Source organism: Prevotella sp. P4-51 (genome assembly GCF_002251455.1).
Classification (GTDB): domain Bacteria; phylum Bacteroidota; class Bacteroidia; order Bacteroidales; family Bacteroidaceae; genus Prevotella.
Genome location: NZ_NPJM01000059.1, coordinates 25706 through 41201 on the forward strand (window position 1 = coordinate 25706; position 15496 = coordinate 41201).

14 protein-coding genes are annotated in these 15496 nt (G+C 54.8%); 4 read left to right on the top strand and 10 right to left on the bottom strand.

The features are described from left to right. The first annotated feature begins 44 nt into the window (after positions 1–44). Both CIK94_RS09455 and CIK94_RS09460 read left to right on the top strand, forming a co-directional pair. Positions 45–1601 (top strand): OmpP1/FadL family transporter, encoded by a 1557-nt coding sequence (locus CIK94_RS09455; RefSeq protein WP_094422827.1) that lies wholly within the window; start codon positions 45–47, stop codon positions 1599–1601. Positions 1602–1842: 241 nt separating this feature from the next. After that, positions 1843–3339, top strand: coding sequence for a glycoside hydrolase family 10 protein (locus CIK94_RS09460; RefSeq protein ID WP_094422829.1), 1497 nt, complete (start codon positions 1843–1845; stop codon positions 3337–3339). A gap of 98 nt (positions 3340–3437) precedes the next feature. On the opposite strand, the gene CIK94_RS09465 is transcribed toward CIK94_RS09460, so the two are convergent. Genes CIK94_RS09465 through trpD form a run of 7 tightly spaced genes read right to left on the bottom strand, consistent with a single transcriptional unit; the run spans position 3438 to position 10012 of the window. Beyond that, the gene (locus CIK94_RS09465) at positions 3438–4037 is read right to left on the bottom strand and encodes an aminodeoxychorismate/anthranilate synthase component II (RefSeq protein ID WP_022311548.1); all 600 of its coding nucleotides are present in this window, start codon (positions 4035–4037) and stop codon (positions 3438–3440) included. Then, positions 4034–5473, bottom strand: coding sequence for an anthranilate synthase component I family protein (locus tag CIK94_RS09470; RefSeq protein WP_094422831.1), 1440 nt, complete (start codon positions 5471–5473; stop codon positions 4034–4036). Before CIK94_RS09470 ends, CIK94_RS09465 begins: the two co-directional genes overlap by 4 nt. Before the next feature lie 21 nt (positions 5474–5494). After that, positions 5495–6697, bottom strand: coding sequence for a tryptophan synthase subunit beta (gene trpB, locus CIK94_RS09475; RefSeq protein ID WP_094422833.1), 1203 nt, complete (start codon positions 6695–6697; stop codon positions 5495–5497). Then, on the bottom strand, positions 6694–7470 hold the full coding sequence (gene trpA / locus CIK94_RS09480; protein ID WP_094422835.1) for a tryptophan synthase subunit alpha: 777 nt from the start codon (positions 7468–7470) through the stop codon (positions 6694–6696). Before trpA ends, trpB begins: the two co-directional genes overlap by 4 nt. After that, positions 7463–8176, bottom strand: coding sequence for a phosphoribosylanthranilate isomerase (locus CIK94_RS09485; RefSeq protein ID WP_094385130.1), 714 nt, complete (start codon positions 8174–8176; stop codon positions 7463–7465). Before CIK94_RS09485 ends, trpA begins: the two co-directional genes overlap by 8 nt. A 13-nt stretch (positions 8177–8189) precedes the next feature. Continuing rightward, positions 8190–9002: an indole-3-glycerol phosphate synthase TrpC gene (trpC, locus tag CIK94_RS09490; protein ID WP_094422837.1), complete on the bottom strand. Its 813-nt coding sequence runs from the start codon at positions 9000–9002 to the stop codon at positions 8190–8192. A gap of 5 nt (positions 9003–9007) precedes the next feature. After that, the gene (trpD, locus tag CIK94_RS09495) at positions 9008–10012 is read right to left on the bottom strand and encodes an anthranilate phosphoribosyltransferase (protein ID WP_173845700.1); all 1005 of its coding nucleotides are present in this window, start codon (positions 10010–10012) and stop codon (positions 9008–9010) included. Between the two features lie 452 nt (positions 10013–10464). Between trpD and CIK94_RS14880 the strand changes: the two genes are divergently transcribed. Together CIK94_RS14880 and rpe are read left to right on the top strand one after the other, a co-directional pair. Next, positions 10465–10590: a hypothetical protein gene (locus CIK94_RS14880; RefSeq protein WP_256387326.1), complete on the top strand. Its 126-nt coding sequence runs from the start codon at positions 10465–10467 to the stop codon at positions 10588–10590. A gap of 23 nt (positions 10591–10613) precedes the next feature. Continuing rightward, positions 10614–11273 carry a ribulose-phosphate 3-epimerase gene (rpe, locus tag CIK94_RS09500; RefSeq protein WP_094422839.1) on the top strand — a complete coding sequence of 220 codons (660 nt, stop codon included), beginning with the start codon at positions 10614–10616 and terminating at the stop codon, positions 11271–11273. Between the two features lie 15 nt (positions 11274–11288). On the opposite strand, the gene CIK94_RS09505 is transcribed toward rpe, so the two are convergent. The 3 genes from CIK94_RS09505 to CIK94_RS09520 all read right to left on the bottom strand — a co-directional run bounded on the left by CIK94_RS09505 (position 11289) and on the right by CIK94_RS09520 (position 15496). Then, positions 11289–11885 (bottom strand): RNA polymerase sigma factor, encoded by a 597-nt coding sequence (locus tag CIK94_RS09505; RefSeq protein ID WP_022311557.1) that lies wholly within the window; start codon positions 11883–11885, stop codon positions 11289–11291. An 877-nt stretch (positions 11886–12762) separates the two neighbouring features. Continuing rightward, complete coding sequence (locus CIK94_RS09515) at positions 12763–14205, bottom strand: glycoside hydrolase family 57 protein (protein WP_022311558.1); 1443 nt, start codon at positions 14203–14205, stop codon at positions 12763–12765. A 19-nt stretch (positions 14206–14224) separates the two neighbouring features. Beyond that, positions 14225–15496 carry a glycosyltransferase family 4 protein gene (locus tag CIK94_RS09520; RefSeq protein ID WP_022311559.1) on the bottom strand — a complete coding sequence of 424 codons (1272 nt, stop codon included), beginning with the start codon at positions 15494–15496 and terminating at the stop codon, positions 14225–14227.

Genomic DNA, 15496 nt, shown 5'->3' on the forward strand with positions numbered 1-15496 from the left:
AAACCCCAACACACAGTTGAAAACTATAACAAACAGATAAGATTATGAATACCAAAAATTTGTTTTTTGCCCTGTTGGCTTCGATGACTGCCCTGACAGCCACCGCCCAGGAGACATATCAAGATACCAAGCTCATCGGCAACGACCTCAACGGTACCGCCCGCTACGTAGGTATGGGTGGCGCTATGGAGGCGCTGGGTGCCGACATCTCGACGATGACCAGCAACCCTGCCGGTACGGGCTTCTTCAGCCGTACCCAGGTGAGTGTCACCGGCGGACTGGTATGGCAGAACGGCGTGGAGAGCCACAGCGTGAGCGGCGGTCACAAGACCAATGCCAGCTTTGACCAGATAGGTATCGTGGCGCCGCTCAAGATTAACGGCAAGCCCTGCATCAATGTGGGCTTCAACTACCACAAGAGCCGCAACTTCGACCAGATACTTACTGCCAGCGGTGCGCTCTCCATGGCTTCACAGAACAAGCTCTCGGCCATCAAGTACGACAAGGTGGGCGAATGGGGCTGGAACGCCATCGATGCCAACTACAAGAAGATACTCGAGAAGACCGACGACCAGGGCAATAAATACATGGACTACTACAACGGCCAGGCTTTTGACTTCGGCCAGTACCAGCATGGTTACATCGGCGTCTACGACTTCAACATCAGTGGCGCTGTGAGCAACAGCTTCTACCTCGGAGTCACCGCGGGCTTACACGATGTGAACTATCGCTCCAGCAGCAGCTACTTTGAGCAGTTGGAGCAGAACACCAACGGTGCCTCTGCCGAACGGCTGAAGATAGATGGTACTGGTGTCGATGTCAAGGTGGGTGCCATCTTCCTGCCCGTTGACGGCTCGCCTTTCCGCGTGGGTCTGTACATCAACAGCCCTGTCTTCTATGACCTGAAACTGAGGGCCGACGCCGGCAGCGGCTTTGTACAGTACAGTGGAAACCTGTCGGATAACAACAGCAGCGCTTACATCCGCAACTACTGCAACTACGAGTACAAGATATATACTCCGTGGAAGTTTGGCGTGAGTCTGGGCCACACCGTGGGCAGCTACCTCGCCTTGGGCGCCACCTATGAGTATTCTGACTATGGCAGCATAGACAACCGCGTGATAGACGGCACATACTACGACCCATGGTACGGCGACGCCTATGACACCAGCAGCAGCGACGACGTGATGAACGCCCATACCGAGCGCACGCTCAAGGGTGTGCATACCCTCAAGTTGGGTGCCGAGTTCAAGCCACTGCCTACACTGGCTCTGCGCGCAGGCTACAACTGGGTTTCTGCCGTCTTCGACGAGAACGGCTTCCGCGACGGTTCGCTCGAGTCTCCCGGTTCGGGCTACGCTACCTCTACCGACTACACCAACTGGAAAGCCACCAACCGCTTCACTCTGGGTCTGGGATTCCAAGCCAGCAAGAACATCAACCTCGACCTGGCTTACCAATACAGCCATACCAATGGCGACTTCTACCCCTTCATGAGCTACTACGGTGACACCAACCCCGACAACAACTGCATCGTAAGAGCCACCAAGGTGAGCCACGACCGCAACCAGGTGATGGCAACGCTGAGCTACCGCTTCTAAGCTGTAGGTCACGATAACCAGCCAATCCGCCACGACAAGGGCATCTGTCTCTGTCATGGCGGATTTGTCGTTTGTGCCCGACAGAGACGCAATCGACACGCCCATAGCGCCACAGTATGGTGCTGAAGAGGGAAAAGTGAAGGAAGATAAAGGCTTTTTTACAATTTGTTCCTTGATTATTTTGATATCCTCGACAATCATCGTATTTTTGTAGTAGAAAACAGAGGAACAAAACCAAATAATGAAAAAACTACTGATTGTAATGGTGGCAGCCCTATGGCTGCTCGCTCCTACCAGCATGTATGCCGACGGGGGCAAACGTGAGTTCAGAGGCGCTTGGATGCAGTTTGTCAACGGCATGTATCTGGGTAAATCGACAGCAGAAATACAGCAGATGCTCACCCATCAGCTCGATGAGCTGGAAAAGGATGGCGCCAACGCCATCATCTTCCAGGTGCGCGGCGAATGTGATGCCCTCTATGAGAGCAAGATTGAGCCGTGGAGCCGTTACCTCACCGGAGTGCAGGGCAAGGCACCATCTCCCTACTGGGACCCAATGGCATGGATGATACAGCAGTGTCACCGCCGCGGAATGGAGTTTCATGCGTGGATAAACCCCTATCGCGCCCGCATGAAGAGCCCTACCCGTCTGGCCGACAACCACATCCTCAAGACTCACCCTGAGCGTGCGTTCGAGTATGGCGGTCTCTATGTACTCAACCCCGGACTCAAGGAGAACCGCGACTATATCCTCTCGGTGGTCGACGACATCGTGAGCCGCTATGACATCGACGGCATACACATCGACGACTACTTCTACCCCTACCCCGAAGGCGGACGCCCCATCCCCGATGACCGTGAATACGCCTTATATAATAATGGTATAGCCGACCGTGGCGACTGGCGCCGCTACAATGTCAATCTCTTTGTCAAGGAGATGGGCGAGCACGTGCACAAGCTCAAGCCTTGGGTCAAGTTTGGCGTGTCGCCCTTTGGTATCTACCGAAACAAGAAAAGTTCGCCCATAGGTAGCGACACCAACGGTCTGCAGAACTACGACCAACTCTATGCCGACGTGCTGCTGTGGGTCAACAACGGATGGATAGACTACTGCGTGCCACAGCTCTATTGGCACATCGGTCATCCATTGGCAGACTATGAAAAGCTCATCAAATGGTGGGCTAAACACATGGCCAACCGTCCGCTCTACATCGGCGAGAGCATCGAGAACACCGTGCAGAACAGCGACCCTGCCAACCCCAACACCCATCAGATGGCTGCCAAGTTCAGGCTGCACCGCCAGCTGCGCAACGTGAGTGGCACCGTGCTCTGGTATGCCAAGGTGGCTGCCGAAGACATGGGCAGCTACGGCACCATGCTACGCAACGTATACTGGAAGTCAAAGGCTCTGCCTCCATACATGCCTTTCCTGGACAGCAAGGCACCCAAGAAGCCTGCCAAGGTGGGTGACGCGTGGACAGAAGACGGACTGATGCTCTACTGGTCGGCTCCCAAAGCGAAGAAATGGGGCGACGAGGCGCGCCGCTATGTCATTTACCGCTTCGCCAAGGGCGAGAAAGTAAACCTGGCAGACGCTTCCAAAATCGTAGAGATAACCTATGACACCTACTACCGGCTGCCCTACGACGGCGGTACAAAGAAATATAAATATGTGGTGACTGCCCTCGACCGCGTAGGCAATGAAAGCAAGGGCGCCAAGCGCAAGGTGAAGTTGTAAACAGCATCCCCAAGATAACAGAAAATCCGCATAGTGAGTCTATGCGGATTTTTTGTTATGCCGAAGGGGTCGCCATCGGTCGGATGACTGTCACGGGCTTAGCCTTTCAGCCAGTTGCTGACGATAGTGGCGCCTTGGGGCGTGAGCACACTCTCTGGATGGAACTGGATGCCATGGACGTCGTAGTCGCGATGGCGTAGTGCCATGACAAAGCCCTCATCGCTCTCGGCAGTGACCTCCAGACAGGCAGGCAGAGACGACCTCTCGACCACCCAAGAGTGGTAACGGCCCATGGTAATGCGCGGAGGAAGGTCGCGGAAGATGTAGTCGCGCTGCAGATTGGTACCCTCGGTCGCCACGCCGTGAAAGACCTCGGCAAGATTGGTAAGCCGGGCGCCAAAGACCTCGCCGATGGCCTGATGGCCAAGGCACACGCCGAGGATAGGTTTGGTGGCGGCGTAGGTGCGGATGACATCGAGCAGCAGCCCAGCCTCTGACGGGATGCCTGGACCGGGCGAAAGCAAGAGCTTGTCATAGTCGGCAAGGTCGGGCAAGTCAAACTGGTCGTTGCGGAAGACGGTGACCTGTGCGCCAAGACTACGCACGAGGTGAACGAGATTATAGGTGAAGGAGTCGTAATTGTCTATCACAGCCACCGACACCTGCGGGGTGTGGCTATTGTCTGTCTGTTTCATCATGATTCAGCCTCTTTGATGGCACGCGTGAGCGCACCGAGTTTGTTATTACATTCCTGGAGCTCGTATTCATCATTGCTCTTTGCCACGACGCCACTGCCAGCCTGGAACCAGAGCTCTCCATTGCGACTGACGAAGGTGCGGATGACGATGGCTTGATTGAGGTCGCCGTCGAGACCGATGAAGCCGATGCAGCCACCATAGGCGCCACGATTGTGGGGCTCGAGCTCGCTGATAATCTGCATCGCTCTCACCTTGGGAGCCCCCGACAGCGTACCGGCAGGGAAGGTGTCGAAGAAGGCACGTATCTTGGCGCTCGGGGAGTGGGGCTGCAGAAGTCTGCCGCTAACCCGGCTCACCAGGTGGATGACATGGCTGTAGAACTGCATATCCTTGAAGAAATCGACCTTGACATCCTGACAGTTGCGGCTTAGGTCGTTGCGCGCCAGGTCGACCAGCATCACGTGCTCGGCATTCTCCTTGGCATCGTTACGCAAGAACTCGGCATGCCGACGGTCCTCTGCAGGGTCGCCGGTACGACGGGTGGTGCCGGCAATGGGGTCGATATAGGCGTGATCGCCATCAATGCGGCAGTGGGTCTCAGGACTGGAACCGAAAATGCGGTAACCGCCGAAGTCGAAATAGAAGAGATAGGGCGAGGGATTGATGCTGCGCAGTGCACGGTAAAGGCGGAAGTCGTCGCCGCTATAACGCTGGCAGAAACGACGAGAGACCACAATCTGGAAGACATCGCCACGCAGACAGTGGGCTACACAGCGACGGATATTGGCACGATGGGCTTCGTCGGAGAGAGTACTGAAGACGGGTCCTTCGGTGTGGAAATCGTAGCACTGGCCAGGGCGGCGCAACTGCTGCTCTATGTCGGTGAGCACCTTACCGCCAGCAGCCACAGAGTCGCCTTCGTGAACGAGGGTAACCAGTCGGATGCGGTTGGAATAATGGTCAAAGACTATCAGGTCGCGATACATGACATAGAGCATATCGGGGGCGTCGTTGGCGGGCTGTGTGTCGTCGACCACATCGATATTCTCAAAGTAGCGCACGGCATTGAAAGAGGTGAAGCCATAGACGCCGCAATACTCCCTACCCTCGCCTTCGACATGGAAGGCTGCGAGGAAATCACCCAGCGCCTGGGCCACCTGCTCTTTGGCTACGCCCTTGCGGTCGAGGTCGAGGGGCTGGCGGAGAACGGTACCGTCGGGCAAGGAGGTGATGGCGACGCCATGGGACACTGCAAACGATGCCATAGGATGGATAGCTATAAACGAGCGGGCTGTATCGTGGCTGTGGTAATCGCTGCTCTCCATGAGTGCAGACTGTGGATAGAGTCCGCGCAGACTCAGGTAAACACCCACGGGAGTATAGAGGTCGGCAAGAATGGTGCTCGACACGGTCTGGTAATTATAAGTATGACTCATAATGACTGTTCGGATAATGGGTTAGAAATCTCCGTACTCGCCTGCCATATCCTTATGGGCGAGATATGTTTCTACATCTTTGTCGCCACGACCCGAGACGGTGAGAACGACCACATCCTCGGGACGAAAGCGGAGATGACTGAGCGCAGCCACGGCATGGGCGCTCTCGATGGCAGGGATGATGCCCTCGGTACGGGTAAGTTCGTAGCCGGCGCGGATAGCTTCGTCGTCGTTGATGGCTATCACCTGCTCGCGGCCACGCTCGGCAAGGTCGGCGTGCATGGGTCCGATGCCAGGATAGTCGAGTCCGGCGCTGATGGTGAACGCCTCCTTAATCTGGCCGTCGTCGGTCTGCATCACGAGCGTACGGGCACCGTGGATAATACCCTCGGTACCAGCCTGGATGGTGGCGGCGGTGTAATCGGTGTCTACCCCATGACCACCGGCTTCGGCGAGGACAATGCTCACACGCTCGTCGTCGATGTAGTGATAGATGGTGCCGGCGGCGTTGCTGCCTCCACCCACACAGGCAATGAGGAAGTCGGGATAGTCACGCCCCGTCTTCTCCTGGAGCTGCCACTTGATTTCTTCGGAGATGACGCTCTGCATCTTGGCGACGATATCGGGATAAGGATGAGGTCCCATTGTCGACCCGACGAGGTAATAGGTGTCGCGCGGATGGCTGCACCAGTCGCGGATGGCCTCGCTGCAGGCGTCACTGAGGGTCATGTTGCCGGTGGTGACGGGATGCACCGTGGCACCGAGCATACGCATACGCTCCACGTTGGTATACTGGCGCTCCACATCGGTCTTGCCCATGAAGATTTCACACTGCATACCCATCAGCGCACACACCGTGGCTGTGGCGACGCCATGCTGGCCGGCACCGGTTTCGGCGATGATGCGCGTCTTGCCCATGTGGCGGGCAAGGAGTATCTGGCCGATGGTGTTGTTGATTTTGTGGGCTCCGGTATGGTTGAGGTCTTCGCGCTTGAGATAAAGGCGGCAACCGTAGCGGCGACTCATACGGTCGGCATAATAGAGGGGAGAAGGACGCCCCACATAGTCGCGCAGCAGTTGATGGTACTCGCGCTTGAATTCATCGCTGCCGAGGATGTCGAGATAAGCATCCTGCAGGTCGTGCACACACTTGTATAATATTTCGGGAACATAGGCTCCGCCGTAACGACCGAAAAATCCGTTTTTGTCTACTGTGTATTTCATTGGGCTAATGCTTCATTAAGTTTGTCTATGGCCTTGTCGGCATCGCGTGTCTCGTTGAGCAGAGTGACAAACTTGCTGCCGATAATGGTTCCGGCGGCGTAGGCTTGGGCACTCTCCAGCGTCTGCCGGTTGGATATTCCAAATCCTATCATGCGCGGATTGTGCAGTTGCATGGCATCTATGCGGCGGAAGTAGTCGACCTTGGCGTCGCCAAAACTCTGTTGGGCGCCGGTGATGCCTGCGCTCGACACCATATAGATGAACCCGTCGGTGTGGCGGTCGATGAGGCGTATGCGCTCGGCCGATGTCTCGGGCGTAATCATCATGATGACGCGCACATCGTAACGGTCGGCGATGGGTTTGACCACATTGAGATAATCATCAAACGGCAGGTCGGGAATTATGCACCCCGACACGCCCGTAGCCACGCAGCGCTGGAAGAAGGCTTCATATCCATAGTGCATCACCACGTTGAGATAGCCCATCAGTACCAAAGGGATGCGAACCTGGTCCTTGATGCTGTCTATCTGGCTGAATATCTTGTCGAGCGTAATGCCATTGCGCAGAGCCACGGTGCCTGCCACCTGAATGACGGGACCGTCGGCAAGCGGGTCGCTGAAGGGGATGCCCACCTCGACCATATCGATGCCACGGCGCTGCAGCGTGAGCAGCACCTGGGGCACCATGTCGACCATAGGGGCACCCGCGCAGAAGTAGAGCGAGTGGAGTTTACGGTCTGTGTTATCCTGAAACAATCTGTTTATCTTATTCATTTCGTATAGCGTTGATAAAGTTGCGGAGCAAGTGGATGTCCTTGATGCCGGGCTGGGTTTCAAACCTGCTGTTGAGGTCGATGCCGACAAACTGGGGATGGTGGAAGGCGCGTACCCTGTCTACATCGTCGGGCCCGATGCCGCCACCGAGCAGGAAGGGGATGTCGCCGTCGTAGCGGTCGAGCAGCGTCCAGTCGAAGCGGTTGCCGCTGCCTCCTACGCTGTCGCTGCGCGTGTCGAAGAGCAGCATGTCAACCGCGCCGTCATACTCGCGCCAGCGGTCTATGTCACGGGCGTCGGCCACGGGGATGGCCTTGATGATGCGCAGTCCCGGACGGATGTCGGGGTCGATGGTGCGCCTCAGATTGTCACAGGTGATGCGCGACTCGTCGCCATGCAACTGCACATAGTCGAGGCCGTAGTTGTAGACACGGGTCACGATGTTCTGGGGCATATCGTCGACGAATACACCCACACGGGGCACGTGGGCAGGCTTCTGCATGGGAGCCGCGCCATCGTCGAGGTGGCGTTGCAGCTGGTCGAGCCGCTCACGGCTGTAGTCGGGCATGCTTCCGGCGCGAGAGCGCACCATCTGCACGTAGCGTGGAGACTGGGGATAGAACACCATGCCTATCATGTCGGCACCCAAGTGCTCGACGGCTGTGATATTCTCGGCATCGGTCATGCCGCATACTTTGATAATCATAGTCTGTATAGTTTTAATGGTTGTTGTTGCTGAGGTTGTTCAATTGGCCGACCATACGGGCGAGGGCGTCGCCAGGACTGGGCTCGCGCATAAAGGTCTCGCCGATGAGGAAGCCGCGGTAGCCCGACTCGCGCAGACGCGCAATGACATCGGGCGAAGAGATGCCGCTCTCACTCACCTTGCAGGCATCATGGGGCAGACGCTCTGCCAGATGGAAGCTGGTGTCGACATCGGTGGTGAAGGTGCCGAGGTGGCGGTTGTTGATGCCATACATGTCGGGCTCGAGGGCAGCATAGTCGAGTTCGCTCTCGGCGTGCATCTCGAGCAGCACCTCCAGACCCAGCTGGTGGGCAAGCGACATCAGGCGGCGGCACTCGTCGATGGTCAGCACCGAGGCTATGAGCAGCACAGCCGACGCGCCACAGTAGCGGGCCTGGAAGAGTTGGTACTCGTCGACCACGAAGTTCTTGTAGAGTATGGGGAGGCTGACGCCCATGAAGCGCGCCTGCTGGATATGCTCGTCGTAGCCGCCAAAGTAGCTGCGGTCGGTAAGGATGCTGACAGCCGAAGCACCACTCTGCTCATAGGCAGGCACCACCTCGCTCACGCGGGCGTCGCGGTGTATCCAGCCACGCGAGGGCGAACGGCGCTTGAACTCGGCGATGATGCCGGTAGTCGACTCCATGAGCGCCCGACGCATCGAGGGCACGGTGATGTGGAGCATCTTCTCGGTCAGCGTGGCCAGCGTGGTGATGGGCAACAACTGGTGGAACTGCGCTATCTCCTCGCGCTTGTTGGCGACTATCTCTTCCAGTATATCTCTCATGTCGACTATGAATTGATGGTTACAAAACGACGGAAGGCATTGAGGGCAGCACCGCTGTCGATACTCTCACGGGCAATCTCGATACACTCGTCGATAGACTTCAGCCCGCGCTCCATGACCTGGATGCCAAAGGCGGCGTTGGCGACCACGATGTTCTTCTGGGCGGGCAGACAGGTATTGTTGAGCACGCTGTCGAAGATGGCGGCAGCCTCTTCCTCGGTGGCTCCGGCCTGAAGCTCTTCGGGCAGAGCCACCTGCATGCCCAGGTCGGCAGGCGAGAAGACACGCTCATACTGGTTGGTCGACACCTTGAAGTCGCCGGTGAGCGAGATTTCGTCGTAGCCGTCGATGCTATTGATGATGCCATAGTCGATGCCCAAGCGCTGATAGACCTGGGCGTAGAGGCGCATCTGGTCGAGGTTGGCTACGCCCAGCAGTTGGGCCTTGGGGTGAGAGGGGTTGACCAGCGGCCCCAACAGGTTGAAGACGGTAGGAAACTGGAGCGCCTTGCGGATTGGGGCCACGTGCTTCATGGCCTTGGCGAAGAGCTGGGCATGGAGATAGACGATGCCTGCCTCGTGGAGCGAACGGTTGAGGGTGTCGAGGTCGCTGGTAAAGCGCACACCGTGAAGGGCTATCACGTTGGAGGCTCCGCTCACACTGGTGGCGGCATAATTGCCATGCTTGGCGACCTTGTAGCCGGCGCCGGCGATAACGAAGCATGCCGTGGTAGAGATGTTGAACGTATTCTTGCGGTCGCCGCCAGTGCCCACCACGTCGATATAGCGGTCGCAGTCCAACGGGGCCTGCACGCCGGTCTCCAATATGCCGTCGCGGAAACCCAGCAGCTCGTCGACGGTCACTCCGCGCATCTGAATGGCGGTAAGGAGGGCCGTAATCTGCTCGGCGGGATAGGCGTCGCGGGTGATGCCTGTCAGGATGTCCTTGGTCTCTTCGCGGCTGAGCCGTTCCTGGCGGAGCACACGCGTCAAATAATCTTTCATCTCCATAGTCTTGTCTTTTATAGTGTTGGTTCAAAATGTCGGGGTTACGAAAAAAGGCCTGTCGTAAGTTACGGCAGGCCTTTATCTTATATCTACGGGATATCTATACGGCTGAGCGACTCACGACTTTATCAATCTTGAGTTACGCCACCACCATGCTATAGATACCATATTCTTCATTGTCTTTACTGTTTACGCTGCAAATATAACGATAATCTACGAGCCTGCAAACTTTTTGAAAGAAAAATTTGTGATTTACCGCAATTTTATTACTGAGACCCTCAGCCGATTTCTTATACCTATTATAATATACGCGCGCGTGACTGTATCGGTGGCGGTCATCTCCAGACCGACCGTGACCCTACAGGTGACAGTTTTGAGCAAAAGAAAATGTCACGCGGATGTAATAAAGACCGAAAAGATGCGTTATACAAATATAAAGACTATTAGAAATGCCTATGAACTATTTTACTCCTAACGAGGTGAAGCCCTCGGAAAAAACTTTGCAACTTATCAGACAGATAGCCCGGCTCTGCCAGCGCGCCCACATGAAAGATGGGAAATATAATGTGTGTATGAACTGATTAAACCTTGATGATAGAATAAGATGAACAAAGAGATACTGATATCACCCTCATTGCTGTCGGCCGACTTTACACAGCTGGGCGAAGATTCGGAGATGATAAACCGCAGCGCAGCCGACTGGCTGCACATGGATGTGATGGACGGCGTGTTTGTGCCCAACATCTCATTTGGACTGCCCGTTATCAAGGCAGTACACACGGTATGCCAGAAGCCGCTGGATGTACACATGATGACCGTGCATCCCGAGAACTATATACGCCAGGTCGCCGATGCCGGCGGAGCGCTGATGACCGTACACGCCGAGGCCTGCACCCATCTGCACCGCACCATCCAGGAGATACACAGCGCCGGCATGAAAGCCGGAGTGGCTCTCAACCCCGCCACGCCGCTGGCTATGGTCGAGGAGGTGCTCTCCGATGTAGACCTGGTGCTGATTATGAGCGTCAACCCGGGCTTCTCGGGCCAGTCGTTTATCACCAGCTCGACCGACAAGGTAAGGAGACTGAGACAGATGATAGACTGGCTGGAGCACAGACCGCTGATAGAGGTAGACGGTGGCGTAAACGGAAAAACGGCACCGATGCTCGTCGCAGCCGGTGCCGATGTATTGGTAAGTGGCAGCTATGTCTTCGGTGCAGAAGACCCTGAGGCTACCATACTGAGTCTGAAGTCAAGAGACTGAATGCCCGCTGGACGGTCAGTCCAACTGTAGAGTGATGCCGTTGGACTTGGCCATGCGCCGCAGGTTGAGCACGGCGTAACGCATACGACCAAGAGCGGTATTGATGCTTACGCTGGTGGCCTCGGCGATTTCCTTGAAAGACATTTCCTGAAAGAACCGCATGAAGATAACCTCTCGCTGCGATGGCGGCAGGAGGTTCATCATGCGCCGAACGTCGCTATAAACCTGCTCGTTGACATAGCGGCTCTCCACATTGGGCACTATCACATGGCGCCCGTCAATCTGAGAAAGGTCCTCATTGTCGACCGTGCTCACCACACTCTCTATGCGCTGGTCGCGATAATAGTCCATGATGACATTGTGGGCTATGCGCATAATCCATGCGGAGAACTTGCCGCAGGAGGTATACTGGCCCGACTGGAGACGCATAATGACTTTGACAAACGTGTCTTGAAACACATCTTCTGCCATCTCGCTGTCGTGGACAACGAACAATATGTAGGAATAAAGCCTCTGCTGATTGCGTGAGAGCAATAAATCGAAGGCATTATTATCACCTTTTATGTATGCTATGGCCAACTCTTCATCGGTCATCTTGCTATATACATCCATTATTTCTTTCTTTACTATTGGAGTAAATGTAGGCGATAGGCTTGCGATTTATTGTGTAAATACTGTTAATAATTGCTGCAAAGATAGTATTTTTCTTTATAAATGACAAATTTTAAGTAAGAAAAGTGCTGATTTGCTTCCCTGATATTGCAAAAGAGGTTGGTGCAGGATGCGACCAACCTCGGGGTGATTTCAAAATAAATGGTTGAAATCAAAATAATAATGGCAAAAATAGGATATATATTTGACTTCCCCAAATGTTTTAACAGAAATCTTTCAAATTATTTGTTATTTAGTCGCAAACCATCTATACGACTTGCGCGACTATCTGTAGTACACCCGCCAGCAACTCTGCCGGCACGTATCAAAAGGCACGAACACTCGTATCAATTGTTACGAGCGCTCGTAACATAAGGTACGTACGCTCGTAACATACGATACGAACCAGCAGAGTGTATCAGGGCATGACTAAAGATGGTATAAATCAAGGACAAACGTAATTATCACAATCTCTGCCGATAACATGAAAATGGCAAGACTTGGCTTTTACTGGTTTGCTTTACATCAATATCGTCCGCTTACTGGTTGGCTTCACAGTACTCCAACCCTTTACCATTCTGCTTTACATTGCCTCTACCCTATTGATGACTGTTCCTACCTTTTTACTGGCAAGTTTCACCACCAAGTCTCCCGCGGCATTAGCGAAGAAACAAGGCGTGGCAAGGGATATACAAAAAACGCACCCTGATGTGTCTGGCATAGAGGGAACGATGGTTCGCGCTCTGTGGCAGACGCACAAGGTGCGTCACACTTAACTTATGAGGGTACCCGTTGGTCCTCTATTGCCGCTATCTGCGGTCGAGGGTCTTGGCTTGGTTTACTTTTCTGCCTTAGGCTTCTCTTCCTTGGCCTTCACAGCCTTGGGCTTGGCGGCAGCCTTAGGTTTGGCAGCAGCTTTGGCCTTGGGAGCAGCCTTCTTGGCGGTCTTGGCCTCAACCTGCTCACGCAGCTTCTCGCTGGCAGCCTCAATCTTTTCAATCTTTGCCTGCAGACGTACTATCTCCTTATCCTTGAGCTCTATCTCGTCGCCCTGGTTGCGAATAGTGGTAAGCAGCGACTCGAGTTCCTCATTGTCGATGTCCTCAGGATAAAGGTTGTTGACACGGTTGATGAAGTCGCCGAGGATGTTCATATAGTTGGTGAACGCATCGAAGGCGCTGGCATAGATACCTCTATCCACTGCCACTCCCGAAGGTTTGGTGGAGATGAAGTAGAAGTTATTGGTAGCCTGCAGATAGTCCCAGTCCTGGTTGATACGTGGGTCGTTGGCGATGCGCACGCGGTCGGCTACGCTGTAGAGCTTGTTGAAAGCCTCGCGCTGCATGGGGTTACCCAGCCAGCAAGACACATCGCGCTCCTCGTCCATCCAAGAGAGAGTATCAGGAACATCGAGCTGGCCCACAGACTTCATCTTGGCGCACACCTCTGAAGGAGTGGAGAAGGTGATGCCCTGTGCCTTGGCGCAGGCGGGCAATGCCTTGAAGAACTCGAGGATGTTGCTCGACAGAGGCTGGGCCACGCCGATGGCAGAGAGGTTCATGAAGATGCCATAGAACTGCTCTTCCTCGGGACACTCGGCTATCTTGCGGATATAGTTGTCGGCGAAGAGTGGGTAGCCCTCCCAGTCGCTGTTGTTGAAACGCAGAGAGATGTCGTCGCTAAGGTTGACGTCGCGCAAGAGCAACTTGAGCTTGGGGTTGAGGGCACAGTGGTAGATGTAGTGGGGAGATTTCCATCCCAACACATGCTTGGCACCCTCGGTGAGCATGCCCTTGAAGCCCATGTTGGCTGCCTGCATACCGATGTCATCGCTATAGATGAGGCCGGAATTGCGCAGCACCTTGGGAGACTGGTTGAAGTACTCCTTGATTTTCTCCACCTGCTTCTTGACATCGGTGATGAAGCTCTCCTCATTGGCCAGTGATGAGAGGCCATGAGAATAAGGCTCGGCGAGGAACTCCACGCAGCCGGTGTCATTGAGCTCCTGCAGCTTGGCAAGCACCTGGGGCGCGTGCATCTCCAGCTGCTCGATACCTACGCCCGAGAGCGAGAAGGCTACCTTGAAGGCCTTGCCATGCTCCTTAATCATTTCGCCAAGGGCATTGAGGGCGGGCATGTAGCTACGCTCGGCGATATCGGTGATATCGCGCTCGTTCTCGTAGTCATCATAGTAATAATGGTCGGTACCGATATCAAAGAAGCGGTATCTCTTAAGATGCGTAATCTGATGTATTTCGAAATATAAACAAATTGTCTTCATAATCGTTGTTTGTTAGTTGTTAGTTATTGCCATTGAGCGTGCGCTCATATAGTTCTCGTATCCATGCGCCTACCTTCTCCCAAGTAATCTGGTCGACCTCGTTCTTGCCTTCGGTCTGCAGATAATGGAAGAGGCTCTCGTTGTGGCAGATGGAGTAGATGGCGTCGGCCATGGCGTGGATGTCCCAGTAGTCTACCTTGATACAGTTGTTGAGTATCTCGGCACAACCGCTCTGCTTACTGATGATAGAAGGAGTGCCACACTGCATCGCCTCGAGCGGAGAGATACCGAAAGGCTCGCTCACTGAAGGCATCACGTAGACATCAGAGTCCTTGAGACACTCATAGACCTGCTTGCCGCGCATGAAGCCAGGGAAGTGGAAACGGTCGGCGATGCCGCGCTCGGCGGCGAGGTAAATCATCTGGTCCATCATATCGCCCGAACCGGCCATGCAGAAACGCACGTTGCGGGTGCGGTGGAGCACGAGGTTGGCGGCTTCAACAAAATACTCAGGTCCCTTCTGCATGGTGATGCGGCCAAGGAATGTCACTACCTTCTCCTTTCCGGTGTGGTCGGGACGAGGAATATCGGCCAGCTCCTGACGCAGGGGATACACAGCGTTGTGCACGGTGAAGCACTTGCGGGGGTCCTGATGATACTGGTTGATGACGGTCTGGCGGGTAAGCTCAGATACGCACATGATGCAGTCGGCGTTGTCCATACCGTCTTTCTCTATCGAGAAGACTGTAGGGTTGACCTTGCCACGGCTACGGTCGAAGTCGGTGGCATGGACATGGATGCACAGTGGCTTGCCCGAAACCTTCTTGGCATGGATGCCGGCGGGATAGGTAAGCCAGTCGTGGGCATGGATGATATCGTAATCGAACGTGCGGGCAACGACTCCGGCGATAATCGAATAGTTATTGATTTCCTGATGGAGATTGGAGGGGTATCCACCGGCAAACTCCATCGCACCGAGGTCATTGACGTGCATATAATTGAAATCAGAATAGATGTGGTCGCGCAGGCGGAAGTAGAGGTCGGGGTCCATAATGTTACCCACCTTGTTCTTCACATAGTCGTAATCGACATCGCGCCAGGCGATAGGCACACAGTTCATCGCCACGATATTGGCGGCGCTGCGGTCTTCATCGCCCCATGGTTTGGGCAGACAGAGTATCGTCTCTATATCACCCTGGGCGTGCAGACCTTGAGATATACCATAGTTGGCGGTAGCCAGTCCACCATATACATGAGGAGGATACTCCCAACCAAACATTAAAACTTTCAT